We start from the raw sequence: 26,773 nt of genomic DNA, 5'->3' as shown, positions 1-26,773 counted from the left end.
GCCTTGAGTCGATCCCCCTAAATCCCCCTTACTAAGGGGGACTTCCGGAGTGGTTCGGCTCGGTTCCCCCCTTTTTAAGGGGGGCTGGGGGGATCGAAGGGTTTTAAAACACGCCCTAGCTCATCCCCGTCAGCGATTTGAAAATGGGCAGCACGTAGGAAATGGGCGATCGCGCTTCGGTGGTGATGCGCCCGGTCGCCGTTGTGCCTGCTGTAATCGCCTGGCGCGGCCCGTTGGAAGACGACCAGACATACTGGAGTGTGTCGTCAGACTGCCGCCCCGATTCGCGGGTTTCCAGCCGCACGAAAACAGCCAGATGGGGCTGCTCATTCATCAAGGCAGGTAAGATATCGGGATTGCCGACCAGACTGGCGGCTCCGGCCCGAGTCAGCGGAAACTTGGAGACTTCAAACACCCGCCCTTGAATGCCGCCATACTCTTCCCGTTTAACGGTGGTAGGCGTAAGCTGTACGGCCATCCCTGGCATAATTTTCTTACCTTCGCTGACGGGTAAGAACATCACCCCAACCAGCGGCGTAGCATCGCCCTGAGCCGACAGCGTGAGGATGCTTGCGCCCGCCTCCATCCGCTCGCCCGGTTTGGCAGAGACTTCTAGCACCTGCCCGTCGTAGGGACTGGTGATTTCGCTGTTTTTCTGAAGCTGTAGCTCTAGCTGGGCGATCGCCCGCTGGGTTTCCTGGATCTCCTTTTGCCGCGCTGTATTGGCGATTAAATCCTGCTCTCGTCGCGCCGCCGCTTGGGTTTCCAGGTTCTTGATCTGCGCCTGCAACTCATTACTCTGGTTTTCGCTGCGGAGATACTCACGCTGGGCATCGGCTTCCTTTACGTCAAGCTGCTTGAGTTGGGATTCTGCCTGATTTAGCTGGGCGCGGGCGCTGAGGTATTCCTGCTCTGCTTGTAGCACCATATCGCGAGATAGTGCGCCTTCTTCGTGGGCTGTTTGGCGAGCTTGCCAGCGCTGTTCGTAGGTGGGCAACTGGTCGCGCAGGGCTTGGAGCCGCTGTTCTAGCGCAGTCCGCTCCTGCTGAATGGCTTCGATGCCCTTTTCGCGGATGACAGGCGTGAGGGATTGCACCGTGCGTAGACTCTGCTGGAGTGCCTGCCGCTGTTGGGCGATCGCCGCCTGTTCAAAGCGATCGCGCTGAAGTTGGGCGGTGCGGGCTTCCTCATCCTGCCGCTGAAGCTGGGCCAGCTTTTCTCGCGAAAGCTGCAACTGCTGCTTGATCTCTGACTGATCCACCGTTGCCAGTACGTCACCCGGCTGGACGCGATCGCCCATTCGCACAGGCAGCGTCAGCAAGCGCCCAGACGTAGGAACCTGAACGCGAATGATTTGACTCGGATCAACGCGCCATTGATCGGGCCCCAACTGGGCAACGGGAAGGGGCACTAAAACCCCCTGTCCTGGAACAGTAATGGGAATGCGACCCAGCACGCTCCAGACCGCACCGCCGATCACAATCGTACCCAGCGCGAGTAAGGACAGCCAGCGCTTGGGACTGACAACCTGCACCAGTTGATCGAGCTGCTCTGGGGAAGCGCTCCGCTCCAGCGCCTCGGCGCGAAACAGCTTGTTCTTTTCAGAGGACTTTGCATTTGAGAACTTTGCATTTGAGGACTTTGCATTTGCTGGAGATGAACTCGCAGATGCATGACCGCCTAATGAACTAGATAAAGAACTAGATAAAGAATCTGGCAAACGATTTTCTGGCATTACCATTGCAAGTCCCTCCCGTTTTCTTGTTGCGCCTGGATTCGCTTGAGCAGCCACTCAAACCGCGCTTCGGCAAGAGAAATGCGGGTCAGTAAACGGCTACTGAAATCGTCGCGATCGCCCATCGGTTCTGCCCTTTCGTCTGCGGAACCCAGGGTTGCGGCATAAAGCTGATGCAGCATTACCTCATATTCCGTAGCGAGTAATGTTGCCAGCACCCGGTAAAACCGCGCAGCAAAGCTAGGATCGTAGAGCAGTTTTGCCGCCAGTCGCCAGCGCGGAATCGACAACACCTGCGAATCGCGCAGAGCGCTGGCACAGAGCGTTAGGTCATGGGCATTGACCAACTGCATCTCGCCCACCAGATCGCCCCGCGACAGCCGTGCAATTTCTTGATGGGGTGCAGAGGGATTTTCAGCAGGTGCAAGCGTTTGGGCAATCAGGCTAGACATTTCGACAGGCTGGCTCAGCAGCAGCGCTCCCTCCAGGACAATGTGTAACGCATCGGGCGATCGCCCCGTGGACAGCAGCACCGTCTGCGCTGGCAGGGATTGAACCATTCCCACCGTTGCCAGCCAGTCCAGATCGCTGTCCTGCAATTCGGCAAATAAGGTAATGGATTGTCGCAAGGGCGATCGCCGGACGGGAAGGTTCTGATACTCAAACTCGCGCACCAGCCGCCGATTTCGAGCCGACATCAGCAGCGCAACAGTTCGATAAAACCGGGATGCAAAGCTTGCGTCCTCTTGGAGCTTTTGCAGCAGCACGGCATGCGGGATGCAAAGAACCTGGCACGGAGACTCAGAAATGACTGAGTAAGGAAGCGATTTGGAATCTAGAATCGGAGCGAGACTGGCAAAGTCACCTGGCAGGATTTGCGAAAGGGTGGTGATTGTCCATGATATTTCCCCTGATTCGGCAGAGGAGGGCTTCTCGGACGAGTAGGCGATCGCCTCTTGCCGGATCGGTGCGGCGATCGCCACCATGCCTTCGAGAATCAAAAACACATGGTCAGACGGCTGATCAGAACCCACCAAAAGCGTTTCTGCGGGAACGCTGCGATACACTGCGGCTTGCACTAGCCAATTCAAGTCTGAGGAATCCAGTTCCTCAAGCAACAAACAAGTCATTGACAACCTCCCGATCGCCATGAGAGCAAGAAATAAGGAATAGACAAGATCCAGTCTCTAATAGCCAAACAGCCTGCCAATGCTGGACAACGCTTTCATCAGACTATTCGTTGAGTCGAATCCCGTCAGATGAATCTGGAACACGGAGAAGCGCGTCTGCGAAGACTGGCTGGCTTGCGATAGAGCCGCGTAGTCCGACTCAGTAGATACTAAAGACAGTTCATCGCTGCCATCAAATCTGACCAGGGTGAGGGATAAATCGACCCCGCCTGAAATTTGCTCTAGATCTTGCTCTGACAACTCGACGGGAGCAGCGGTGGATGGAGGCGGTTCCGCCGGATAAAACTGAGGCGCATGAGACATGGGACTGTCCGAATTCAACACTTAGGCGTTTTACTGAACAGGGTCACCGCGTTGATCGACATTCAACACTTAGGCGTTTTACTAAACAGGGCCACACTGGCGCGTTGATCGACTCAAAAGGGCGATCGCACGACACCAGCAGTGACCCCTGTGGGCTTATCTATTTACCGAGAGACGTGAATCGATTTGCGCCAGAAATTGTGCGCTCGAAGTCGAGGGTCGAAATCGTGCCGCTACCGTTCGGGCCCGCAAAGGTCGCCTGGCCCAGAGACAGCCGTTCTTGCCCAAAGAAACTGGATGACCCGTCCATCAGGCTGCTGAAATCGCCCAGGCTCAGACCGCCCGCGCACTCATCCAGATCAGCCTCAGAAAGTTCGGTCATGGCCAGGTCGCTGGGGGGAATCTCCTCGATATAGGTTGCAGTGAACCGTTCGGTTTGCATCGATTCCATGTAGATTTCTCCTTAATGTAAGGTCGGATGGTTGGGAGGCGTGGATGTCTCGCCCTCCCGTACTGCCATATTTTTGGTGGCTGGAAGGGTATACAGATTTTGGATTTTGGATTGGTGATTTTGGATTGATGATTTTGGATTAGCTATCTGGCTGGCAGGTTGAGTTCTAGGGTTTGACAGGTAAGCTTAGATAAAAAAGCGATCGCCCTCCGAAAAGAGCGATCGCCATTTACTTGTGTGGGAAAGTTGGGTAAGAATCTGCTGGAATGTCCGTCAGGCGCTCAGGAAACTGATCTAGAACCGCCTAGTTTAGATAGCCAGAACGTTCTCAGGAAAAAAGCTGGGCTTTGCTTCGGTGCGATATTGTGCGCCGCGATAGGTCAGATTTACAAACACCTGTGTGGGCAGTTTAGAGGGGGAGTGCATCGTCATCTCTGCGCCGCGATAGCAGCCGCTGAAGCTTTGGCTGGTGGTGGGCAGTTGGTTGCTGGCGATGTATTCGGTGCCACGGTAGGTCAGATTCATGGTTGTGTCTCCTGGAAGTGAGGTGGTGTGAGGTGCGTTTCGTTCGATGCTTTGGTTATAGAGCGATCGCCCCGGTCAGCGCGATACTGAAAAGTTAAGGACTTTTTTCCGGCTTAACTCCTTAACTTTTCTGAATAGAGCGATCGCCCTTTTCGTCCTATAAATAATTTATGGCTCCAAAGCGATGGCTCGTCAGCCAAAGGTACGCCTCGACACCCCTCTATACCTTCCTCTACAACTCCGTCTAAAACCCCCTCCAAACGCTCCCATGTTCTACACCACTGACGCTCCCGGATTGTCAATCAATGCCTCACCCGACCCGGCCCTATTCTCTGTTGCAGAAAAATCCAGCCACCCCGCAGAAGCAGAGCATGGCGGCTGGATCGGGTTTGCTGTCCTGGCAATGCTGATGGCGCTGGGCTTTGCGGGTTTGACCTTCGGCTCTATCAAACTCGCCGAGGGAGCCATCCTATCCCAGCAGAGCATCGTTGGCCCTGCCCTAATGCGCTAAGATTTGTTGCACTATGGGCTGGACAGCGAGTTAGACGGCGGGCTAGACAGCGGGCTGGACAGCGAGTTAGACGGCGGGCTAGACAGCGGGCTGGACAGCGAGTTAGACGGCGGGCTAGACAGCGGGCTGGACAGCGAGTTAGACGGCGGGCTAGACAGCGGGCTGGACAGCGAGTTAGACGGCGGGCTAGACAGCGGGCTGGACAGCGAGTTAGACGGCGGGCTAGACAGCGGGCTGGACAGCGAGTTAGACGGCGGGCTAGACAGCGGGCTGGACAGCGAGTTAGACGGCGGGCTAGACAGCGGGCTGGACAGCGAGTTAGACGGCGGGCTAGACAGCGGGCTAGACAGCAAGTTATGCCGCAAGTCCTCGGTTAGGGTAGTTCATGAAGATTTTCGGTAAGTCGCTGAGTGTAGTTGAACTTCTGATGATTTTTTAGGGAACACTGATTTCAGTGAAATTTATGAAGGCATAGCCTATCTTAGGAATGCTGTAATTTTCTTCACTTCAGCAGTGGATGTATCTCTAAATCGAGCATCCTGAAACATCGCAGATGTTTGCTGCGCGACAAAGTTTAACGGGAATCTTTGAGATGGCAGTTAAAGAATCTTTGGATTACGGTTTTCTCCTGTTGGCTCATGTCATTTGTGCTGACCAGCAGATCCATAGCCATGAGTCACGAGCACTGCGAGATCTAGCTCAGCAAGTGCATATCCATGAACTGACACTCCAAGAGATGGAGAAAATTCTAGGACAAGATGACACCCATATCACCTTGGAGGAATCTGCAAAAAATGTTCCTGTAGGCCGGCGAAGCGAAGTTTTGAGGCAAATATTAGCAGTTGCTTATATTGATGGATACTTTTCTCCGCTAGAACGAGAAGTTGTTAATCAAATTTCTAAAATCTGGGGCATCTATGAGCATGAAATCGAAAGTATGCTTGAAGATGCCCAAGGTTTTAGCCAATGGAGAATTAGCAATAAAACCGCCGTTGATGGCGATAAAAGTGGCCTTTCAGTTGGAGCCAAATTGTTAAAGGGTGCAGAGTCTGTATTATCAAAATCACTCGTCACCAGATTGACTGAACTTGCTCCAGAGCATATCGGTGAGAAGATTGAACGTCTTCAGCGTGAAATTTTGCTGTCTGGGCCAGAGTATGACGAGGCAATCCAGCTATGTGCCCAGATTGCCAAAGAAGATTTTAAGTATGCTGACCAGGCACTGAGAGTTACGTTCTCAGCGCTTCGAGATCTGGGAAATGGCATTCAGCAGGTAATCCATACTATCAAGCAGAAGACCGTTGAACAGGGCGAGTACCAAACAGCAAAAGATGTAGCTAAACAGCTTGAACAAACCCAACAGAATCTTTCATCTGAAATATTACATAATTTAGAGTCTGTACGTGAGGCGTTACGGGCAAAGCAGCGGTCACTCAACCATTTTAGTATCGCTTTTATGGGGCGAACAAAAGCAGGGAAAAGCACCCTTCATGCAGTGATTACTGGAGAGGGCTGGGATTCTATCGGCATTGGTAAGCAGCGCACAACCCGTTACAACCGAGTGTACGAGTGGAAAAATATCCGTATTATTGATACACCTGGAATTGGCGCACCGGGCGGAAAAACTGACGAAGAGATTGCTCAAAGTGTCATTGAGGAAGCCGATGTCATTTGCTATGTTGTAACCGACGATAGCATTCAGGAATCTGAATTCGCTTTTCTCAAGGTGCTTAAGGACAAAACCAAACCTCTAATTATTCTGCTAAATATTCAATATAATCTTCGAGACTCTCGGCGCTTGGAGTATTTTTTGAAAGATCCAGAGCGATGGTTTGCTAAAGAAGGCAAAAGCGGTATTGGTGGACACCTGAATCGTATTAAACGCTATGCCCAGCAACATTATGCCAATGATTATCTGACAATTGTTCCAGTGATGCTTCTCGCGGCTCAACTGGCACAGGAATCAGAGTACGAGAAGTGTTCTAAACAACTCTTTAAAGCCAGTCGAATTCAAGATTTTCTCGATTCTATTCGAGCGTCACTAATTGACTACGGCGCGATTCGGCGTTCGCAAACGCTGTTAGGGTCAACGGTTGGCTCTATCAACACCCCCCACCAATGGATAGCCCAACAAGCAACTGCCTACGATGCCCTGGCCGCGCAACTTCGAGAGAAACGCCAAAATCTTAATCAGCAGCTTAAGAAGGCTGAAAAAGATTACCAGGATGAATTGCAACAAAACATTCGAGAAATATTTCAGTCTGCATTTGATCAGGTTAATCCTTTTGCTGAGATGCACTGGGAAGCAAATGAGCATCAAATGAAAAGTGGCTGGAAAGAAGTGCTTAATAGGCTAGTGTTTGAAAAACGGCTTAAGTCAGCAGCAGAAAGTGCATGCCAACATTTTCAGAATGAGGTACAAGAAGCAATTGAAGAAATTGGAAATGAACTCAAAATTATTAATCAGTTGCAAAGTTCAAGCTTTCAATTTTCAGAGCAAGACTCCAACTTTTTTGATAAAGACTTTGTTCGGATTACAGGCATGGTAATGGTCGCCGCAGGTACAATTCTAGCATTTGTTTTCCCGCCCTTGGGACTACTGAGTGTTGCAGGGGGCATTGCAAGCTGGCTGGCTGGACAGTTTAAATCACGAGATCAGAAACGTCATGAGGCTGTTGAGAATATTTCCACTTCGCTCAATCGGCAGCTAGATGAACAGCAGGAAAAGGTTCTCCAGCAGTCCAAGGAAAATTTCGAGAACTACTGCCAATCGGTAGCTTCTGCCGTTGACGATTACTTTGAAGAATTGATTCAAGGTATTGAGGCCATCGCAAACCAGCTTAGATCTGCTACAGGAAGGTTGACCAATGCTGCTAATTATCTAAATCGCGCTTATGCCAAACGAATCGTAGACTGGGCTACAGAACAACCAGAATCCCTAACGGATATTTCTATCAGTAAGAAAATCCGCAAAGTGAATCGAGACTTTGGACGCACCCTTCAGATTCACACCACCACAGCCCTGTCCCTGGCCAGATCCCAAGACGAAATCTGCACTATTTTGCAAGAAAACGTTTCTATTCAACCTACACAACGCTGACCTAGAGGTTTTTTCATGTCTCAAAGCACTCAAACGTTCAAAGCGGCAGATCTGAGTAAGCAATTCAAAGCAGCCTGCATTCAATTTGATACTCTGTTGGCTTCAGCGAACTCTAAGGAACTTACTAAAATCCGACAAAAGTTCCGCGATGGGTTGCAGGACTATAAGCAACAAGGAGCATTAACCGTTGCCTTCATCGGACAATACAGCGCAGGCAAATCCACCATCATTTCGGCGCTTACTGGACGGAGAGACATCCATATTGATGCTGACATTGCTACTGATGCCACAACACCCTATGACTGGAACGGAATCAAAATTATTGATACTCCCGGTCTCTTTACTGACCGTACCGACCACGATGATATAACTTATGAGGCAATCGCCAAAGCCGACCTGCTAGTGTTCTGTCTGACACATATGCTTTTTGATACACTCACTGTTGAAAACTTCAAAAAGCTAGCTTATGACAAAGGATATCGCTGGAAGATCATGCTGGTGGTCAACAAAATGTCAGCCGCAGCAGGGGAAGAAGAGCAAAAGATTGCTAGTTATCGGCATAGTCTTGACGAAGCTCTGAAACCATATTCTCTGAATGAGTTTCCTATTTGCTTCATTGATGCCAAGGATTACTGCGAGGGGATTGATGACGATGATGATTTTTTGGTTGAGATCAGTCGATTTGACACTTTCATTACTGAACTTAATCGCTTTGTCGAGCATCGATCATCTCTCACACGTTTAGATACCCCAGTACGAATTGCGCTGGGCTGCCTAGATGATGCACAGATTAGCTTTGCCCGCAACTCTGATGAAGATACGGCGTTCCTAGAAGTTCTGTCACGGCTCTCTCGTCGTATCAATAAAGAGCGAGAACGACTCCGTACGAAAATCAAAGGTATTACTCTAGAAATGTCAGCGGCAATTGCTGCTGAGGGTTCACGCCTTGCTTCATCCGTCGGTGATCCAAAGTTTGAAGACTTAGATAAGCAGTCTGAAATCAATGTTCGCAAGCACTATGAGAAGGCAGGACAAGCCCTTGAAGATGCAATTGAGAATGCTATTCAGTCCATTCATCTCGAAGTTGAAGCAGAGCTACAAAGTAATTTGACACAAGCATTTGTTGCTCAACTCAATTTCAATGGTAAAGTTCCTGACCAAAGTTCCGTAAACAACTTTAATAGGCAGCAAGTACAAGGTCAAGTTGCATGGCTTCAAAAAATTGGTGATCAAGTCGGAGCAAACATCACAAAGGCTGCAACTAGGGAGTTTGCTGCTACAGCAGGCCAAGGATTTCTACGATCAATAGACGTTGCGGGTAGTAGGCTCCATCAAGGCGTGTATAGTGTTGGGAAACTTATTGGTTTTAAGTTCAAGCCTTGGCAGGCAGTAGGGATCGCAAAAAATATTGGAAATGCTGCTTTATTTTTAGGCCCAGCTCTTGCAGTTGTATCTATAGGTCTGGATTTACATTCGATGCACAAAGAGCGTGAGTATGAGAAGCAAATGTCTGATGTGCGCCGTGATATCACCAGCCAGTTCAAGATTATTGCTGTCGATCTAGAACAGCAAATTGAGTCACAGCTTCAAGAATTTGAATCGCAGGTTTATGTTCAACTTGAAAATAATATTGCCGAGGCACGTCAAAAAACTGAGTCAGAAATGGCTACGTCTCATACAGAAATCGGGCAAGTTGTAGCGATTAGAAAAGAATTAGAAGCAATTATTCTGGAGATACAACATGCCGCTGCGTCCGCTGTGCTGTAATAAAGAAATAAATCTATTACCCTTTACATAGGTGATAGAGCAAGATTTTGAGAGCGCTCAACTCTCACCCAGGAACTTTGATCTGGGAAAATATTTAGATTTGGTAGAATTGAGAGAGGTTATACGGGGTTTTAACTATGTCTCTTGCAATCTCGGCAGAACCTGCACCCTTGGCAGTCAACCTTGATGGTGTAGTTCGTGTTGGTGGGACGCGGGTAACGTTAGACACTGTCATTACTGTATTCAAGCAAGGGGCAACTGCTGAGGAGATTGTCTATCGTTATCCATCTTTAAGATTGGGTGACGTTTATGCTTCAATTGCTTTCTATCTCAATCATCAGGAGGATGTAGAAGCGTATCTCAGGCAGCGGCAGCGACAAGCGCAAGAAATTCGGCAAATGAATGAGGCTCGATTTGATCCGCAGGGCTTACGCGATCGGCTCCTGGCTCGAAGAGTCGAGCAGCAAGGATGATTAAACTACTAGCGGATGAAAACTTAGACAACACGATTATTAGGGGGTTGCTGCGTCGAAATCCAGATATTGATATAGTCCGAGTTCAAGACATCGGTCTGTCCGGAGAAGATGATCCTGTTGTGCTTGAATGGGCGGCTAATGAGAGTCGCATTTTGCTAACGCATGATGTGACAACGATTACCCGCTATGCCTATGAAAGATTAGCTCAGGATCTCGCTATGCCGGGGGTCGTTGAAATCCTCACAGATGCACCCGTAGGTAAGGTTATAGAGGACATCTTCATTATTCTAGAGTGTGGTGTTGCAGAGGATTTAGATGGTCAAGTTTATTACCTGCCTCTGTGAAGCAGCGGCGGCATAACATAACTGCGTTGATGCGGACTGTACAGAAGTTATCGGTGAGAGTTCGAGGTTGACTGCCGCCGCACAACTTCACCGTTAGACAGTGGGCTAGAACCTCAGACCGACTCGCTGCGGCAGCACGGTGCTGGTTTTCTGAATCGTCCAGTGTGGCAAGACCGATTGCGTTGATCCGTCTGTAAACGCAGACACCAGCGCCTTCACGTTCTGCCGCATGGTGGCGATGTAGTAGTCCGGCTGTAAAGCTTCGGGAGCGCCTTTTTCCATAGGGTCAAAGGTGCTAATATTCACGTCCAGGTCTTGGGCGATCGCCGCAAACGCATCTTCTCCACTTTGAGGCTCCGTCAGCAGCGTTTTTAGATTACTGGCTTTTACCGTATCCATGACGCGCTTCACGTCTTGGGGCGATGGGTTGACATCAGGCACATCCACTAGAAACTCAGCCTTTAGTCCATAGCTTTCGGCAAAGTAAGGCGCAAAGTCATGAAAGGCAACAAACGTTTTGTTGGCAAACGGCCGGAGCTGTTGAGCAATCTCCTCATCCAACGCCTGCAATTGCTGAATGTAAGCGGCTGCATTGGCAGTGTAGACGGGTTTTCCATCTGGGTCGGCAGCAATCAGCCCATCGCGAATATTTTCGACCTGTTGAATTGCCCGCTTCGGATCAAGCCAGATGTGCGGGTTGAACTCCCCATGACTGTGGCGATGGGCGGTTGGTTGGCTTGCTGCTGCTTCAGCATGATCATGAGCATGATCATGAGCGTGATCGTGATCCTGCTCATGACTATGGCCGTGCCCGTGATCGTGCGCCTCTCCTTCAATAGATTCAGTCGTGATTGTGGCAATGCCAGCGCTGGAGTCAATCACTTTTAGATCTGAATTTCCTGCATTTTTAATCAGGCTGTCCAAAAATGACTCCATTTCCAGACCGTTTTTCACCAACACATCGGCCTGGGCAATCCGCTGGGCATCTTCGGGGCGGGCTTGATAGTCGTGCGGGCCAACATTGGTGGGCAGCAGTTGCGTGACCTCAGCGCGATCGCCCGCCACGGCCTTTGTGAACTGGGTCATTGGGATAAACGTAGTAACGACCCGGAGTTCTGGCGTATCGGCGACTGTCGGCGGCTGGGATTCGGCATTGTTGCTAGTGGAAGCAGTGGTGCAACTGCCCAAACCGAGGGCGATCGCCGACGCAACAACAATGGAAATGCGCTTTGGAGAGACATAGCGAATGGCTGAGCCTGCCTGTTGCCAGGTTGCTTTGGGAGGGGTCATGGTACTCATCCTCAGGTACAGGTCTAGTGGGAAAACGATTAGAAAAGCAGCTAGCAGCTATGAGAATGATTATCATTTTCTCTAACGTTATACCACAGAACCAGAGGTGCAGTTTTCCTACAAGCAGTCATTAAAACTGGCTGAAACCAAAACTGGCTGAAACCCGCGCCATGAAACCAGCGCTATACCGGGTTCAATAACAAAACTTTCCTCTATATCACCGCACCCGCAACGGCTATACGGCTACATGAGATGGCTAAGAGTCCTGCAAGAGTGCATCTCACTTTTGTACCCCTCACCCTAAATCCTTCTCCTGCTCTGGGAGAGGGACTTCAAGCCTCTCTTGCTCCACAAGCCAAGCACGGTCAGCAAGCCCATTATTCGATGCTCTGGGAGAGGGACTTCAAGCCTCTCTTGCTCCCCTTCTCCCGACCTGGGAGAAGGGGTTGGGGGATGAGGGCGAATTTGCGTAACTGGGATGCACCCGCTTGCAAAACCCTGAGGTGGCAATCCAAAATCGTCAATCTAAAATCCAAAATCAGAAAGTCCCGTCAGATTGGTACTCAGAAACTCCAGGTTTTGCAAAACGCTTGAGCGATCTGCGCTGCCCAAGGAACTTGGGAAACCGACCCAATCGATTCGACATTTGATTAATCAGATGTCGAATCAGATTAGTGACTCGAAGGATTGCAGGCTGTGGCATTGTCTTGAGTTCATAATCCGTGCAGCCGATCGCCAATTCCGACAGCGCCCGACAGGGATGCACCGCACATTTCAAGTGATACTCCCCAGTAAAGTAAGCACAGCGGCTGCACGGAACCTGATGCAGTCGTCTGAGCCGCGCTATCCCGTCCTGAACTGCAAAACAAACGGACAGACAAAAACAGACCGTGACCAGCCAAATTCCAAGAATGCAGAGAGGATTCATTTGAGAACGATGTTGGTAAGCATAGCTATAAGGATTGAGGTAGTCATGACTGAAGGTTTCACTCTAGCCCGCAGACGCAATCTCGAATGCAGGGTGTTGGACAGGCAGACGCGAGAAGGATTGCCAAAAGTCTAGAATTTGCTCAGCCGTGGACTGGGGAAAGTGATAGTGAAAGAAATAGCGCCCACCCGGACATTGCCACAGGCGATCGCCCGGTGGAGTCCAGCCTGTTTCATCTTTTGGGAAGAAGCCTTCGTCCTTGAGCCAGGGTCGCCAGCCGTCCAGTGCATTGGGGTCGATGATTGCGTCTTCTGAGCCACCGCAGACCAGCAGCGGCACGGGCACGCCACCCGGAAACAAGCTTGCCCGCCGATATAGTGTGTGGGGCGACAGTGAGTTGTCCAGGTCTTTTTCCAAAAGCTGAATCAAGTCTTGCGTGACTGGCCAGGACTGTCGCCCAAATAGAGTGGGCACCATCTGCGCCAGCACCGTTTCGCGGCTACAGGGCAGTAGGGCAAAGCGGCTGTAGTAGTGCGCCTGCCAGTCTACCAGCGGACATACGCCGACGGAGAGCAGGGTGAGCGATCGCACTCGTTCGGGATGCCGCCGCGCATAGAGCAAGGCCAGTGCGCCGCTGATGCCGTGCCCCAGCAGATGCACCGGGCGATCGCCCTGCTTGAGATAATCGTGCAGCAGTACCAGCGCCGCTGCCATCGACACGGCTTCGTCTTGGGTTTGGCAATATTGCCAGTGGGCGATCGCCCTATGTTGCGCCAGATGCTTTAGCAGCGGGCGATCGAATTTTTGCAGCGCAGGGCTGACGTTGAGCCACAGTGCATCGGGCGATGAAGACATACAGAATTCCTTGCAAGATAAACACGAATGGAGCAGCTAGATGAGAATTAAGTCAATTAGATTTTTAGCCTCATCTGGCATTCCTCATCTGGCATCTGAGTTGCGAGGCATTGGGCAGAGGCGGGGGCGAGAGGATGCTAAACGCCCAATCCCAATCCCAATGCCTGCCACGCTACGAAAAACGGCTTTTAGGAAATCTTGAAAAGCCTTGCACTCTTAGAGGATGTTTGAAACGTCCTACTGTTTGTAGCAAAGCGTGCAAGATCCCCCTAAATCCCCCTTAAAAAGGAGGGCTTTAAGGCGGTTTCCCCCCTTTTTTAAGGGGGGCTAAGGGGGGATCTCTGAGTGCTTAACATTACAGGCGATACCTTTTCAAACACCCTCTTACACCCCAAATTCCCGCTTGAGTTGGGCGACCCAGGACTTTACGCGCTCGTCCGTCAGGTCAGACTGATTATCTTCGTCGATCGCCAGTCCTACAAACTTGCCATTGCGTACCGCTTTCGATTCGTTGAAGTCATAGCCATCGACTGGCCAGTAGCCGACCGTTGTGCCTCCTAGCGACGAAATCTTTTCCTCTAAAATGCCCATCGCATCCTGAAAGTTGTCTGCATAGCCGACCTGATCGCCCGCGCCAAAGTACGCAACCTTCTTGCCAGAAAAGGCGATCGCATCTAGCTCGTCATAGAATCCTTCCCAATCGCTTTGCAGTTCGCCAATGTTCCACGTCGGACAGCCCACAATCACGCACTCATACGCTTCAAAATCCTCAGGGCTGGCATCGGCAATGTCGATCAGTTCCACTACGCCATCTCCGCCAAATTCCTTTTGAATTTGTTCTGCAATGGTTTGGGTATTGCCCGTTTGCGTTCCAAAAAATAGCCCAATCTTCGCCATAGTTTCTCCGACTTCTATCCATTGAACGTTCTAAAGAAAAGTGTTCTCCTATCTCAATGGATTGTTGGAGCTAAGGAAAAAAGTTTCTCACAAGTGTACGAGACTCATTTTCTAGACCCGTGCTAGACACTCATGATCACATTCTGCGAAGTGTTCGGCAATCTTGCAAACTGTCTGCATTTTTGCCTGTACTTTAACCTGTACTTCAGCCTGCACTTCAGCCTACAGTTCAAGCCTGTGCTGCAAGCCTACACCTCAATCGTATTCAGCGCCCGTTCCACACGGCGAAAATCGAAGCCCATTGCCCGCAGCGCGTGCCACAGGTGACCCTGCAAAAAGAAAAACGCCAGGAAGAAATGAGCATTTGCCAGCCAACAGCGCGAGGTGTGTGCCCCCATTGGAAGCTCGACGGTATCTGCGAAATAGGGCGCAACACCGAGCTTGACCTCTAGCGGCGGCCCGTAGAACTCGACGGGATAGGCTAGCGTATTGACCGCACAGAAGTAGGCGGCGACGAAGCCTGCCAGCGCAATGCCGCCCAGCGAGTAGGATAAGATCGCTTCTCCGGAGAACGTTAGCACCTTCTTGGCCCAGTCCAGTGGCGGCACCAGGATATGCCAGATTCCGCCCCCAATTAGCATCAGACCCACATAGATATGCCCGCCGACCAAATCTTCCAGATTATTGACGCTGGCGAAATGGGTCTGGTAGCCATAAATCACAGCGGGGTCAAGGGTTGGGTTGGTCACCAAGCGCACCGTTTGCGTGGCTGCGTCATACAGTCCGCCCCAATACATCGCCTTGGCCACCAGCAGCAGCGCTCCTGCACCTAAAAACAGCAGGTGATGTCCGAGAATCATCCCAAGTTGTTTGGGATTATCCCAGCTAAAGTCGAAGAGGCGAGCGCGACCCGACGCAGCGGATAAATCTTCGGGGGCGCGGAAGGTATGGAACAGCGCTCCTGCACCCAAAACGGCTGACGAAATGAGATGCACGGCCCCTACTACAAAGTAAGGATAGGTATCGACCACTTCGCCGCCGCTGCCAACGCCCAGACCGAGCGTGGCCAGGTGTGGCAGCAGGATCAGTCCCTGTTCGCCCATTGAGCGCGTTGGGTCAAACCAGGAAATTTCAAATAGGGTGAAAGCACCGGCCCAAAAGGTAATGAGTGCAGCCTGGGCCACATGGGCTGCGATAAACAATCCAGAGAGATTGGCAAAGCGGGCGTTGCCGGCCCACCAGTCATATTTCACATCGGGATTATCGTAGGTTTGCATAAAGACAACTGTCCTCACATGTTAGGAACTGCAAGTCATCGAGGATTAATGAGAAATATCCTCAATAAGAAGCCTACCCCACAAATCGGAATAGTTCTCAATAGCAGTCCATAAAGTTTTGTATCAATCGTCGCAGCAGGCACAAAAAAGAGGGCGATCGCCCTCCCTAACCCAGACTTCGTTTCTGCGTGGCCCAGTGCGTTCTACACGCGCCGCCGCACCAGATAAAAGCAACTGCTGTAGGCTTTGCCCTGCTGCATCGACCAGTTGCCCGTAAACGGCGTAACGCTGCTGTCGTCTGCGGCCCGCACCAGCACGCTGTATTGTCCAGGCTTGAGGGTATAGGTTCCTTCTGCTCCTTTTTCGGGGCAGGATCGGGGAGGCGTGCTGTATACCTGACAGTCGCGGCAGGGCGGCAATTCGGCAAACTGCGGTTCTGGCCCGCTAAAGACAATGCGTAATACATTGGGCGAGTCGTTGCGAATTTTTACCACACTGCTGCTGTTGCCGGAAGACCCCAGGGGTTGCGGCGGCGGAATCTTGCCTGCGCCTGTTTCATTGGCTTGGGCAACTAGCGTGCGGGCGATCGCCGCTTCAGCATCTCGCGCTTCGGCGGCGTTGGGATAGTCGTTCAGCACGCTGCCGTAATGCTGTATCGCGCCCGCGTAATCTTTTTGCGCCTCATCCTTTTTGCCACAGGCGAAGTGGAGCGCTGGGGCTTGGGTTGCGGGGTCAAGCATGAGGTTTTGGTTCAGCAGCGCCGTCATGCTGGAACAGACTTTTTCATCGGCCAGCGCGTCGGGGCTATGCTGCTGAAACAGCGTCCTGGTCTGCTGTTGGACAGTTTCGCGGAGGGCAGTGTCGGGGTTGAATGTCAAAAACTGGCTGTAGCTGACCAGCGTGGTGCTGGGGCCAGCCGCTTCTTGATCCGTGCCAATTTTCAAAAATTGTTCGCATTCGCCGCGCAGTGGGGTAGCGCGAGTCACGTATTTTTCAGCGTTGAGGTCTTGCAGGCGAGTAAATTGGGCGATCGCCGTTTGGCAGTCGCCTGTCTGGTAGGCGGCCTCACCCTTGCGGTAAATTCCAGAGTTTCGCAGTTCTGGATAAATCACGCCGCCCAGCAGCGCCAGCACACCGACCAGACCCACCCAGAGCAGAGGGTGTTGGCGACGCGGAGACGCAGCAGGCGTAGCAGGTGCAGTACGATGGCTCATGGTTGGCTCCCGTTAGACAAGGAAGGGGGTTACGCCAATTCCTATTGCCTACGCTGCTGCACCTATGTACGAACGTGAGAGGACGTTTGAAAAGTCCTACTGTTTGCAGCAAAGCGTGCAAGATCCCCCTAAATCCCCCTTAAAAAGGGGGACTTTAAGGCGGTTTCCCCCCTTAAAAAGGGGGGCTAGGGGGGATCTCTGAGTGCTTGACATTACAGGCGATACCTTTTCAAACACCCTCTGAGGTATTAACGTGAGTTCGAGGGTAGAAACGTTTGAAAGAAACGCTGAGGCCGGACTTGAATTTAAAACAGCCCAGCCATGACTTCCACCGTATCGCGCCTCGATGTCATCCAAATTGACTATGACCTTGACGACTCCTGCCAAGCGTCTGAGCCGAACTCATGTTCTAGCTAAGACAAGGGCGCGGTCTTCGCCAAATCGGTCTGCGCCACGTCGGACTGTAGGGCAGTCGAGGGCGTGGGTGTCGTTTGCAACACCAACACCGCACAGGGGGCATGGTGCAACACATAGTTGCTAACGCTGCCCAGGAGAGCTTCCGTCAAGCCGCTGCGGCCACGCCGGCCCAGCAGCACCAAATCCGCATTCCACTCTTTCGCCAAGTCGCAAATGCCGCGTCCCGCATCGGTGCAGCGGTAGCTAAATTGGGTAGACACACCCTGGGCGATCGCCCCTTGGCACAGATCATTCAGCCAGTCGCGCACCTCTTGGGTTTGCCGATCCAGGTAATTTTGCTGCGCCTCATAAGCTTGGGTCACCAGTTGCGGAGCTAGCCCCATTTCGCCTGGCAGCAGCATCGGGCCCAGGATCAAATCAGGGTTCAATGCGTGATACAGCATTAGCTCAGCGTTTTGCGTTTTCGCCAGCTCTAGCGCCTGTTCATAAATCGATTGCCCCAGTGGAGATTGATCGAGTGCCGCCAAGATTTTCTTGAATGTCATAACGGTGTCTCCCTACCAAATTGCAGCGAAGAGGGAATTTAATGAGGGTCATCAGCAGAGGACGCGATGGAATTAATGCGTATTTCTGCCTACCTACAAGCTATCGCATTTTGCGTGGGTCATCTCAGGTTTGCAACAGGACTTTACGAGCTTGGTAGGTGAGAACACAGGATGCAGGCTAAATTGCAGGCGGGCGGATCGAGACAAAATCGGCTTTGGTGATTTGGGCTTTGGCGATGCCGGGGAGGATGGCAAGGAGGTCATTGCCGAGGCTGATGCGGGTGCTGACGCTGGAGCCGCTGCCCTGCTGCACGATTTTCAGCCGGGGAAAGCGAAGTCCGGGGGTGAGTCCGAGGCGATCGCCCCCATCCTGAAAATCCAGAACGCGGATCGACCCCGGCCCCCGCTCCAGCGCAAACACATCGCGCCCCTGGTTGCCCCGCAGCGTGTCGTTGCCCGTGCCGCCAAACAGCGTATCGTTGCCGCGCCCGCCCGTGAGGGTGTCATTTGCGCCCAGTCCCAAAATCGTGTCGTTGCCGTTCAGTCCGGCGATCGCATCTTTCTGCGGCGTGCCAACCAGCAGATCACTCCCATTCGTTGCGCCTGCATCTTGAATGGTCATCGTTGCCAAATTTGCGTTCCCAATCAGCGTATCCAGCGTTCCTGCAAAGGGATTGTTCACAGATGAAAGGGACAGCAGAATTGTTTCGTCTCCTTCCACAAATGCATCCCTTAGGATGGGAATTTCAATCGTCTTCTGGGATTCGCCAATGCCGAACGTGATCGTCTGCGGAAATGGCGCAGCGCCGAAATCTATATCGGGAGTTGCCGTTCCACCGGCGATCGCCACGCTGACCTGAGACAATCCCGCCAGCGTTCCGGTACGATTCAGCGTGAGAGTCGCAACGCCTGCGGTTTCATTGACCAGCAGCGTGCTTTGGGCAAACTGCACGCTGGGTGCTGGCGGCAGGGGGGCGCTGGGCGCTGGGCGGCGGCGCGTGTCGTCAAAGGTGACAATATGCGTGTGGTTGAAATTGCTGAGGCTTGAGCCATCACCGCTGCTGAGATCGGCTAGCTTAATCTGCTCGGTGGGGCCAGAGCCATCGGGATCGAAAAACAAGGATGCAGATGAGTCACCAAAGCTACTTAAGGTAAGAATGAAGCGATGGTTGGCTGTAGTTGCGTTGCTGCCAATGACAAACTGGCTGGGTAAAATAGCGCTGTTGACAGTCAGCCCAACATTGCGAAAGCTAGACGATTCTGCGGTTCCTATGTAGATACCAATTGTATCGTCTGCCAGGCTGAAGTCACGAATAAAATCGTCATCATTAAATCCGGGACGATAGGTGTAGAAATCGAAGCGATCGCGCCCATCGCCGCCTTCTAAACTGTCTTGTCCAGGGCCACCCGATAAGTAATCATCCCCTGCATCACCAAACAACTTGTCGTCATCGGCTCCGCCAAAAATAACATCGTTGCCGTTACCCCCGCTTAAAACATCTTGTTCGTCTGTAAAAGGGTTTTCAGAATCAGGGTTATCCAAGCTAGGGTCAGGATTGTCGCCATAGATGAGATCATCGCCCTCCATGCCATCAATTGTGTCCCAGCCTCCCTCGCCATAAAGCGTATCGTTGCCTGTACCACCATTTAGATAGTCACCTGCTGGGCGGGTATAGCTGGAACTTTGAAAATCTGTAATTCGGCTATCGCTGCCGCGTAGCAAGTCATTACCAGCTTCACCGTAGAGCATGTCGTCGCCATTGCCACCTACTAGCCAATCGTCACCCTCTTCGCCCCGCACGGTATCATCGCTATCGCCTGTGTCAATTGTGTCGCTACCTGCACCCGCATAAATCACATTGATGCCGCTAGTGTTGCCAATGCCGCTGCCGGGAACGGTGTTATTTTCTGCTCCAAGCTGAATAGGTAACGGGCTTTGAGCATCTTCGATGATAATGATGATTTCCTTGAAGCGTCCGCCCGGAATGAGGCGAGGCGTGTTGAATGGGCGACTAGCGCCATCAACTAAAAATGTTTTTGATAGGTAATCTGCCAATTGTTCGGGTTGAGGATAGGAAAATCGATAAGGATCTGTGAAAACATCACCAGCGATTGCATCCCATGATTCTTTCAAGATATAAGTTTCCTGAGTAAAGCCGACTGTATCTGTCGGATCGAGCGATAGGGTAATCGTGTTAAATCCGTCTGTATCGTTGCCAATGCCGTCATTGTTGACATACAGCGGCAGAAAAAGCTGAGAGCGTCCCTGCAAATCCGCGTTAAAAGATAGCGGCTCGATGGGGCTAAATGTTTCGCCTTCTGGCAGTTCCCAAACGGGTAAATAGTCGTCTATATCCCAGTCCACGCCGTCACCGTAGGGTGAGGAGTAGTTAACGCCTTTTCCCTTGCCCTTCTTCTTTGCCATTGCAGGTTGTCTCCAGAAGTAATTCTCGAATATTCTCCAGGAAAAACTTGCATAATTCAGGAATTGATCGAAAAGTCTGAAGATTCTTGCAAACTCTCGTCAAATTCACGCTTTTAGCGATCTGGAGTGCCGTTATGATCGAGAAAATGACTGGGCTGTGATTTGGATAGTTGATTCGGATAGTTGATTCGGACGCTTTAGCCATGCCGTCGCCTTTTCCTGGAATGGACCCCTATCTTGAAGGCTATCTCTGGTCAGATGTACACAACGCCCTTGCCAACAAAATTCGGCAAATGCTCGTGCCGCTGCTGCGCCCTCGCTACACAGCGCGGCTGGAAGTGTACTTAGTCGAAGATACGTCGCCAGAGAGTGAAATTGGCATTTTGTATCCTGATGTAGAAGTGCTTCAGGTGCAGCCGACTGAGGCGAGTCGCCAAACAGGCTCAGCGTCCCAAGGTGCAACGGCAACCACGCCCGCCCTCCTAACCCTGCCGCTGCTCCTACCCGTCGAGGTTCGCATTCCGACCATCGAGATTCGCGATACGGCTCAGAATCGGTTGATTAGCTGCATTGAAATTCTGTCTCCGGTCAATAAGCGAGAACCCGGATTGAGCGAGTATCGCCGCAAGCGGCAACGGCTCTATCAAGCCAATGTGCATTTGATTGAGATCGATTTGCTCCGCAGAGGCGCTCGTCCGTATAATCATCCGCGCCTGCCTGCGGTGCCTTATCTGGTGACGCTGACTCGCGCCCATTCTGGAGTAGTGGAGGTTTGGGCGATCGCCCTTGGAGATGAGCTACCCACCCTTCCAGTGCCGCTGCAAGCGCCCGATGAGGTAGTGCCGCTTGATTTGGGGGCAGCTTTGAGGGCAATCTACGACGAGGCCGCCTATGACTTGTCGATTGACTACCGCCAGCCACCGCCGCCCCCCGCGTTCTCTGAACTGGACATGGAATGGCTACGGTCACAAATTGAAAAGGCTTAGAAAAAATCGGGTGGACATCGCAATGGCACTTGCTGCTTCAACTTCCAATCAGGTCAACGAGTTGCCCGTGTCCTACGCGGATGTGGCGGCGGCGGCAGAACGGCTGGCCGGCGTAGCCCACCGTACCCCCGTCATGACCAGCCGCACGGTGAACGATCGCACGGGCTGCGAGGTGTTTTTCAAATGCGAGAACTTTCAGCGGATGGGGGCGTTCAAGTTTCGCGGGGCGTATAACGCGCTGTCACAGCTTTCGCCCGAAAAGAAACAGCGGGGCGTGCTGACTTACTCATCGGGAAACCATGCCCAGGCGATCGCCCTCTCTGGCAAGCTGCTGGGCATTCCTACGACTATCGTCATGCCCGCCGACGCACCCCAGGTGAAGCAGGATGCGACGCGGGGCTATGGCGCAGAGGTGGTGCTGTATGACCGCTCCGAAGCCGTGCGCGAGCAGGTAGCCCAGCAAATCGCCCAGGAGCGCGGCGCAGTGGTGATTCCGCCGTATAACCATCCGCACGTTATCGCGGGCCAGGGCACGGCGGCGAAGGAACTCATCGAAGACGTAGGCGAGCTGGATTACCTGCTGGTGTGCTGTGGGGGTGGCGGGCTGCTGTCGGGCTGTGCGATCGCCGCCCACACGCTTTCCCCAAGTTGCCGGGTGATCGGCGTGGAACCTGCTGCCGGAGACGACGCGACCCGCTCGTTTCACACCAAAACGCTGCAAACCGTGCAAAATCCCGACACGATCGCCGATGGCGCACGCACCCCCGCGCTCGGAACCCTCACCTTTCCCCTGGTGCTGCACTACGTTCACGACATGGTGGCCGTGCCCGACGACGCGCTGCTGCGGACGCTGTTTTTCCTGTGGGAGCGGATGAAGCTGGTGATCGAGCCGACGGGGGCGCTGGCGGCCACGGCTCTGCTGGAAGGCTACTTGCCGCAGGTGACGGGGCGCGTGGGCGTGATCATCAGCGGCGGCAATGTCGATCTTCGGCAGATTGGGCAGCTTTGGGCGGAAATCCTCCTAGCAGACCCGCCGAGCGCTGGGTCAGCAAAATGACACAATAAGAGAGATAGATGAGAGGGACAGCCGTTCCGCTTTCCAAAATCTAAAATCCAAAATCCAAAATCTCCAGCTATGGCGTTGCGCGATCGCTTTCAACAACTCAGCGGCAAAACGCGGTTTGTCGTGTGTCGCATTTTTCTGCATCTGGCGGGACGGGAGGTTGCGCCGCTGCTGGGTGTGCTGAACCAGGCAGGACAAAGGGCGATCGCCGCCGAGGGTGACTTGGACGTGCTGGGGGAAGAACTCGTCACCCTCTGCGACCATCTGCTGGAGTATGAGCCATACTGGCAGTCTGCCGCAAACGAAGGCGATGTTTTCTGGGACGAGGGCGAAGCGGGCGACTACGTGACGGAACTCTTTACCGACTCGGCCCAGCGCTATGGCAGCGGTGCAGAACTGCTGGACTCGGACACCGAGGATGCAGAAACGCCGCTGATTCTGCCCATTACCCAAAACTTGGTGGTAATGATCACCGTCGCCTATGAAGGCGAAGTGCCTACCCTGGAAACCGACCTGACCAACGCCAGCGCCCTGCGAATGGGGCTAAAGTCCATCATCAACCTGCACCACAACGAAAAGCTGCGGGCGATTCAGGTGCATTTTTCCCCAGCGCAACTGGGCGACGAACTCACCTACGACGAGCTATTGCAGCACTACCCCGAACTTGTTCCCCTGTAGACTTCTAGCCTGTTTGCCTAGCCTGTTTGCCCAGACGGTTTCCTACGGCGCTGTGACGGACTGCGCTTGGTTCAGGTCTTGCGTCTGGTTTAGATTAGAGTCAGGGCCGATTTTTGCCGATTTTTATTGAGCGTTCAGCCCGGTTCACTTGTTTTATCAAACCCTTGTCAACCCCAACACCTGATAAGTTCCCTTCTTTGTTTCACCCATTGATTCTCATGATGCAGTTTTCTGTGCTTCGCAAGCTGGTTGCCCTCACGGCAGCCTTTACGCTGGCCTTCACCACGCTGGCCTGCTCGTCCTCTCTGGGAGATTCGGGGGCGATCGCCCCTGCCGATCAGCCCATAGTCGCCGCTGCGCCGTCCCAAGCGACGCTGCCCGATGGCAAGTATCCCGTGCAGCAAGCCAGCTACAACGACCTGGAAGGCGACTATACGCTGATGCTGCTGAATACGCCGCCAGGAGCCTCTTCAGTGTTCCAATCTGCCGACCTACCGATGGCGCGGCTGACGGATGAAGAAATCAGCGCTGGCGAAAAGAGCTACCTCAAGGTCGAAAACGGGCAGCCCTCGCTGCACCTGACGGAAGACTTTCGGATTGAGTATGTCCACAACGTCACCGAAACCCAGGTGAATCCGCAGACTGGGCGGCAGGAAGTGGTTGTGGTGCGCCAGGAGCCAAGCTTCTGGTCCCCCTTTGCTGGAGCGCTGGCAGGTCAAGCCCTGGGTAGTCTGCTGTTTACGCCGCATTACTACTTCCCGCCTGTCTATGTCCCCGGTCGCGTGATGACGGGCTACGGCGGCTACGGTCGCACCTACGGGCAAGCGGTTGAGCGCTATCAGGCGCAAAACAAGACCGTGCCCAATGCGGTGCGTAATCGCCAGCTTCGCACGTCGGGGCAACTGCGAGTGCCCACCACGGCCCGCCCGGCGACCGCTCGACCCAAGACAACGGTGAATCGTCCCAGCGGCTCTGGGTTTGGCTCCACCAACCTGCGCCCGAATACGGCTCCCCGCCCGAAGACCACAGTGCGCCCCGGCGGTGGCTTTGGCAGCGTGCGTCCACGTCCCTCCTTGGGTGGCGGAATGCGGGGCGGCGGGTTCCGTCGTCGCTAGGCTGAGCAAACAGTTTTGATTGGATATAAAACCGGAGGGGGCGATCGCTCCCTCTTTTTTTGAATCAGTGGGATTTTTTGGAATTACTGGGAGCAGCAAGCTGCTGGCCATTCTCCCAAGGGGCGCGACGAGTAAAATTGCCGGAAGCCTCGAAGAGGCTTGACTGACAATCCAGAATCGCAAATCCAAAAGCACCAATCCAAAATCACCAATCCAAAAGCACCAATCCAAAATCGCAAATCGCCATTATCCCCATCCTCAGCAGGGGCATCGCAAATTTAACGCAAACTCGGTAGTCTATGCCTTAATTCGACGGGCTACCTGTCGTCCCAAAGATAATCGTCCCAGTGATAGTTGTGAGGAATGGGTGTTTATGCGATCGCTCGATTTACCAAAACTTTCAGTTGCAATCCTGACGGCCCTAGCTTGTCTGAGTGGGCAGAGCGGACTGGCAAACGAACCTGTAGCGGTTGTTTCTCCAAATTCCAGCGTTCCGTTTTTGGGCGTGAATGGGGTGTTCACACTGGATACAGCCGTGCCCTCTTCGCTGAATGACCCTAGAAATCCGGGGCGCATCGTCTTTAACCAGATGGAGCAATTTTCCTTCTATCGGGATCTGGCGGGCGAAAATGCGATCGCCGAGAACTGTCAGTATGCCTATCGCGGTGCCGCGCCCGACCCGTTCTACTATCCCCGCTTTCAGTCGTCGATTTGGGATTTGTTTGAGCTGGTGTCCGAAGATGCGGCTTGTAGTGGCTTCAAGTATGTGGCGCTCCGCGCTCCCCACGGCGACCCGATTCACATGCATGTGCGCTATGGCGGGCTGAATTCCAGTTTTGAAGAGTTGCTGGGACACAGCACGGGCGAAGCAGATACCAATCAGCTTGATCCGTGGTGGAGCTTGTATTGTGCAGAAGGAGTGACCGCGTGCGACTAAAAGCCAGAGTCAAGCGACATCTGGGGCGATCGCTCGGCCTGATCTTGCTGCTGGGCACGTTAGCCGTTCCAGCCCTGGCCCACGAAGTCGGCTTAAGGGCCATCGTGCAGGCGCGGGGTGTGCGGGGGGAAAGCATTACCTACAGCGAATCTACGCTGCCCCAAAATGCTCAGATTGTCTCGGTGGAAATCATCGCCGACTATAGCACCGGGGAACCGATGGCAGGCGCACAGGTGTTGATCTTTGCGCCGGGGAATCCCAGTGTGCCCTGGCAACGGGGGACGAGCGATCGCCAGGGTCGCTACAGGTTCACGCCGGATTTATCTAGACGCGGCCGCTGGACAATCCGAGTAGAAGATGCTGGTCACAGCAGCTTCATAAACCTAATGATTTAGCACCAGATGAGCTAGCACAGAGGGCGGCGGGCGATCGCGCAGATCGTCGCCGCCACTGGATTGCAGAGTTCAGCTTTTGAACTTTTCCACAATGCGGCGCATGGCTTCGTTTACGTTTTCACGGCTATTGAAGGCGGAAATGCGGAAATAGCCCTCGCCTGCCGCACCAAAGCCGGAACCCGGCGTGCCGACGACGTTGCAGGTGTGCAGCAGCTTGTCAAAGAAATCCCAGCTTGACAAACCGTGGGGCGTTTTCACCCAAACGTAGGGCGCATTTACGCCGCCATAAACCTGAATTCCAGCATTCGTCAACTGTTCCCGAATAATGCGGGCGTTTTCCATATAAAAGTCGATCAGAGCGCGGGTTTGAGCCTTACCTTCGGGCGAATAGACTGCCTCTGCGCCGCGCTGCACGATGTAGGACACACCGTTGAACTTGGTGGACTGGCGACGGTTCCACAGCCCCCATAGCTCCACGTCAGAACCATCAGCCGCCTTGCCCTTGAGGGATTTGGGAACAACGGTGAGGGCGCAGCGAGTGCCCGTAAAGCCTGCATTTTTGGAAAAGGAGCGAAACTCAATGGCACACTCCCGCGCTCCTTCGATTTCATAAATGGAATGCGGCAGCGACGGATCGGTGATAAAGGCTTCGTAGGCCGCGTCAAACAGGATGATCGAGCCGTGGGCGCGGGCATAGTTTACCCAGTCGGTCAGGTGTTCTTTGGTCGCCGTTGCGCCTGTGGGGTTGTTGGGGAAGCAAAGGTAAATCAGGTCTACTTTTTGGCTGGGGATCTCGGCGGTGAAGTCGTTCTCGGCGCTGATGGGCAAGTACACTAGGCCGTCGTATTCGCCGCGCTCGTTGGCATCGCCCGTGTGCCCTGCCATAACGTTGGTATCGACGTAAACCGGATACACGGGGTCGGTGACGGCAATCGTGTTGTTGTTGCCAAAGATGTCCAAAATGTTGCCACAGTCGCACTTGGAGCCATCGGAGACAAAGATTTCGTCGGCGCTGATGTCGCAGCCGCGTGCCTGAAAATCATGGGTGGCGATCGCCTCTCGCAGCCAGCTATACCCTTGCTCTGGCCCATAGCCCTTGAACGTCGCGCGATCGCCCATGTCTTCTACGGCTTTGATCATTGCCGTGCGGCAGGCTTCGGGCAGCGGTTCGGTCACGTCGCCAATGCCCAGCCGGATGATCGGCGCGTCGGGGTTTGCCGCCGCAAAGGCATTCACCCGCCGCCCAATTTCAGGAAACAGGTAGCCTGCCTTAAGCTTCAAATAGTTGTCGTTGATGGTCGCCATAGTTTCTTGGGTCTAGTCTTGCGTCTGGGTGATTGTCTCAATAA

25 protein-coding genes are annotated in these 26,773 nt (G+C 53.0%); 12 read left to right on the top strand and 13 right to left on the bottom strand.

All coding sequences use genetic code 11. The features are described 5' to 3' along the window. Window positions 1-115: 115 nt before the first annotated feature. From HNI00_RS15550 to HNI00_RS15530, 5 genes are all read right to left on the bottom strand, one after another. Window positions 116-1,741, bottom strand: coding sequence for an NHLP bacteriocin system secretion protein (locus HNI00_RS15550; protein ID WP_316787493.1), 1,626 nt, complete (start codon window positions 1,739-1,741; stop codon window positions 116-118). Continuing rightward, window positions 1,735-2,865 (bottom strand): cyclic nucleotide-binding domain-containing protein, encoded by a 1,131-nt coding sequence (locus HNI00_RS15545; protein WP_316787492.1) that lies wholly within the window; start codon window positions 2,863-2,865, stop codon window positions 1,735-1,737. Before HNI00_RS15545 ends, HNI00_RS15550 begins: the two co-directional genes overlap by 7 nt. A gap of 57 nt (window positions 2,866-2,922) precedes the next feature. Further along, a complete protein-coding gene (locus HNI00_RS15540) occupies window positions 2,923-3,228 on the bottom strand; it encodes a hypothetical protein (RefSeq protein ID WP_172356653.1) in 306 nt (101 codons plus the stop codon). A 160-nt stretch (window positions 3,229-3,388) separates the two neighbouring features. Then, entirely contained in the window at window positions 3,389-3,679 is a 291-nt protein-coding gene (locus tag HNI00_RS15535) for a CTB family bacteriocin (protein WP_172356651.1), read from the bottom strand. Between the two features lie 309 nt (window positions 3,680-3,988). Further along, window positions 3,989-4,204, bottom strand: a complete 216-nt coding sequence (locus tag HNI00_RS15530) for a DUF4278 domain-containing protein (protein ID WP_316787491.1) — start codon at window positions 4,202-4,204, stop codon at window positions 3,989-3,991. 268 nt (window positions 4,205-4,472) lie between these two features. On the opposite strand from HNI00_RS15530, the gene HNI00_RS15525 reads away from it, so the two are divergent. The 6 genes from HNI00_RS15525 (at window position 4,473) to HNI00_RS15500 (ending at window position 10,402) form a co-directional block, all read left to right on the top strand. Beyond that, complete coding sequence (locus HNI00_RS15525) at window positions 4,473-4,715, top strand: hypothetical protein (RefSeq protein ID WP_316787490.1); 243 nt, start codon at window positions 4,473-4,475, stop codon at window positions 4,713-4,715. Between the two features lie 3 nt (window positions 4,716-4,718). Then, complete coding sequence (locus HNI00_RS15520) at window positions 4,719-5,117, top strand: hypothetical protein (protein WP_316787489.1); 399 nt, start codon at window positions 4,719-4,721, stop codon at window positions 5,115-5,117. A gap of 151 nt (window positions 5,118-5,268) precedes the next feature. Further along, window positions 5,269-7,815 (top strand): GTPase, encoded by a 2,547-nt coding sequence (locus HNI00_RS15515; protein WP_316787488.1) that lies wholly within the window; start codon window positions 5,269-5,271, stop codon window positions 7,813-7,815. Window positions 7,816-7,830: 15 nt separating this feature from the next. Beyond that, window positions 7,831-9,582 carry a LeoA/HP0731 family dynamin-like GTPase gene (locus HNI00_RS15510; protein WP_316787487.1) on the top strand — a complete coding sequence of 584 codons (1,752 nt, stop codon included), beginning with the start codon at window positions 7,831-7,833 and terminating at the stop codon, window positions 9,580-9,582. Window positions 9,583-9,719: 137 nt separating this feature from the next. Further along, a complete protein-coding gene (locus HNI00_RS15505; protein ID WP_316787486.1) occupies window positions 9,720-10,055 on the top strand; it encodes a DUF433 domain-containing protein in 336 nt (111 codons plus the stop codon). Then, the gene (locus tag HNI00_RS15500) at window positions 10,052-10,402 is read left to right on the top strand and encodes a DUF5615 family PIN-like protein (protein WP_316787485.1); all 351 of its coding nucleotides are present in this window, start codon (window positions 10,052-10,054) and stop codon (window positions 10,400-10,402) included. Before HNI00_RS15505 ends, HNI00_RS15500 begins: the two co-directional genes overlap by 4 nt. Before the next feature lie 105 nt (window positions 10,403-10,507). On the opposite strand, the gene HNI00_RS15495 is transcribed toward HNI00_RS15500, so the two are convergent. The 7 genes from HNI00_RS15495 to HNI00_RS15465 all read right to left on the bottom strand — a co-directional run bounded on the left by HNI00_RS15495 (window position 10,508) and on the right by HNI00_RS15465 (window position 20,250). Next, window positions 10,508-11,692, bottom strand: coding sequence for a metal ABC transporter solute-binding protein, Zn/Mn family (locus HNI00_RS15495; RefSeq protein WP_316787484.1), 1,185 nt, complete (start codon window positions 11,690-11,692; stop codon window positions 10,508-10,510). Between the two features lie 991 nt (window positions 11,693-12,683). Beyond that, window positions 12,684-13,475 (bottom strand): alpha/beta fold hydrolase, encoded by a 792-nt coding sequence (locus HNI00_RS15490; protein WP_316787483.1) that lies wholly within the window; start codon window positions 13,473-13,475, stop codon window positions 12,684-12,686. Between the two features lie 384 nt (window positions 13,476-13,859). Beyond that, window positions 13,860-14,372: a flavodoxin FldA gene (fldA, locus tag HNI00_RS15485; RefSeq protein ID WP_277773830.1), complete on the bottom strand. Its 513-nt coding sequence runs from the start codon at window positions 14,370-14,372 to the stop codon at window positions 13,860-13,862. A 248-nt stretch (window positions 14,373-14,620) separates the two neighbouring features. Continuing rightward, window positions 14,621-15,649, bottom strand: a complete 1,029-nt coding sequence (locus HNI00_RS15480) for a chlorophyll a/b binding light-harvesting protein (protein WP_316787482.1) — start codon at window positions 15,647-15,649, stop codon at window positions 14,621-14,623. 203 nt (window positions 15,650-15,852) lie between these two features. Next, window positions 15,853-16,863 carry a hypothetical protein gene (locus tag HNI00_RS15475; protein ID WP_316787481.1) on the bottom strand — a complete coding sequence of 337 codons (1,011 nt, stop codon included), beginning with the start codon at window positions 16,861-16,863 and terminating at the stop codon, window positions 15,853-15,855. A gap of 413 nt (window positions 16,864-17,276) precedes the next feature. Then, window positions 17,277-17,825 carry a universal stress protein gene (locus tag HNI00_RS15470; protein ID WP_316787480.1) on the bottom strand — a complete coding sequence of 183 codons (549 nt, stop codon included), beginning with the start codon at window positions 17,823-17,825 and terminating at the stop codon, window positions 17,277-17,279. Between the two features lie 178 nt (window positions 17,826-18,003). Further along, a complete protein-coding gene (locus HNI00_RS15465; RefSeq protein WP_316787479.1) occupies window positions 18,004-20,250 on the bottom strand; it encodes a Calx-beta domain-containing protein in 2,247 nt (748 codons plus the stop codon). 224 nt (window positions 20,251-20,474) lie between these two features. Between HNI00_RS15465 and HNI00_RS15460 the strand changes: the two genes are divergently transcribed. From HNI00_RS15460 to HNI00_RS15435, 6 genes are all read left to right on the top strand, one after another. Beyond that, complete coding sequence (locus HNI00_RS15460; protein ID WP_420156217.1) at window positions 20,475-21,236, top strand: DUF4058 family protein; 762 nt, start codon at window positions 20,475-20,477, stop codon at window positions 21,234-21,236. 22 nt (window positions 21,237-21,258) lie between these two features. Continuing rightward, window positions 21,259-22,293, top strand: coding sequence for a threo-3-hydroxy-L-aspartate ammonia-lyase (locus HNI00_RS15455; protein ID WP_316787477.1), 1,035 nt, complete (start codon window positions 21,259-21,261; stop codon window positions 22,291-22,293). A gap of 84 nt (window positions 22,294-22,377) precedes the next feature. Continuing rightward, window positions 22,378-22,977, top strand: coding sequence for a DUF1517 domain-containing protein (locus tag HNI00_RS15450; protein WP_172358953.1), 600 nt, complete (start codon window positions 22,378-22,380; stop codon window positions 22,975-22,977). Window positions 22,978-23,195: 218 nt separating this feature from the next. Further along, the gene (locus HNI00_RS15445; protein WP_316787475.1) at window positions 23,196-24,092 is read left to right on the top strand and encodes a hypothetical protein; all 897 of its coding nucleotides are present in this window, start codon (window positions 23,196-23,198) and stop codon (window positions 24,090-24,092) included. A 373-nt stretch (window positions 24,093-24,465) separates the two neighbouring features. Then, the gene (locus tag HNI00_RS15440; protein ID WP_316787474.1) at window positions 24,466-25,029 is read left to right on the top strand and encodes a hypothetical protein; all 564 of its coding nucleotides are present in this window, start codon (window positions 24,466-24,468) and stop codon (window positions 25,027-25,029) included. Then, window positions 25,020-25,424, top strand: coding sequence for a carboxypeptidase-like regulatory domain-containing protein (locus HNI00_RS15435; RefSeq protein ID WP_316787473.1), 405 nt, complete (start codon window positions 25,020-25,022; stop codon window positions 25,422-25,424). Before HNI00_RS15440 ends, HNI00_RS15435 begins: the two co-directional genes overlap by 10 nt. A 69-nt stretch (window positions 25,425-25,493) precedes the next feature. On the opposite strand, the gene HNI00_RS15430 is transcribed toward HNI00_RS15435, so the two are convergent. Continuing rightward, window positions 25,494-26,729: an LL-diaminopimelate aminotransferase gene (locus tag HNI00_RS15430; RefSeq protein WP_316787472.1), complete on the bottom strand. Its 1,236-nt coding sequence runs from the start codon at window positions 26,727-26,729 to the stop codon at window positions 25,494-25,496. Between the last annotated feature and the right edge of the window lie 44 nt (window positions 26,730-26,773).

This window comes from Thermoleptolyngbya oregonensis NK1-22, from assembly GCF_032705245.1.
Lineage (GTDB): Bacteria > Cyanobacteriota > Cyanobacteriia > Elainellales > Elainellaceae > Thermoleptolyngbya > Thermoleptolyngbya sichuanensis.
Note: the sequence above shows the minus strand (reverse complement) of the source record. Positions and strands in the feature narration are given on the sequence as shown.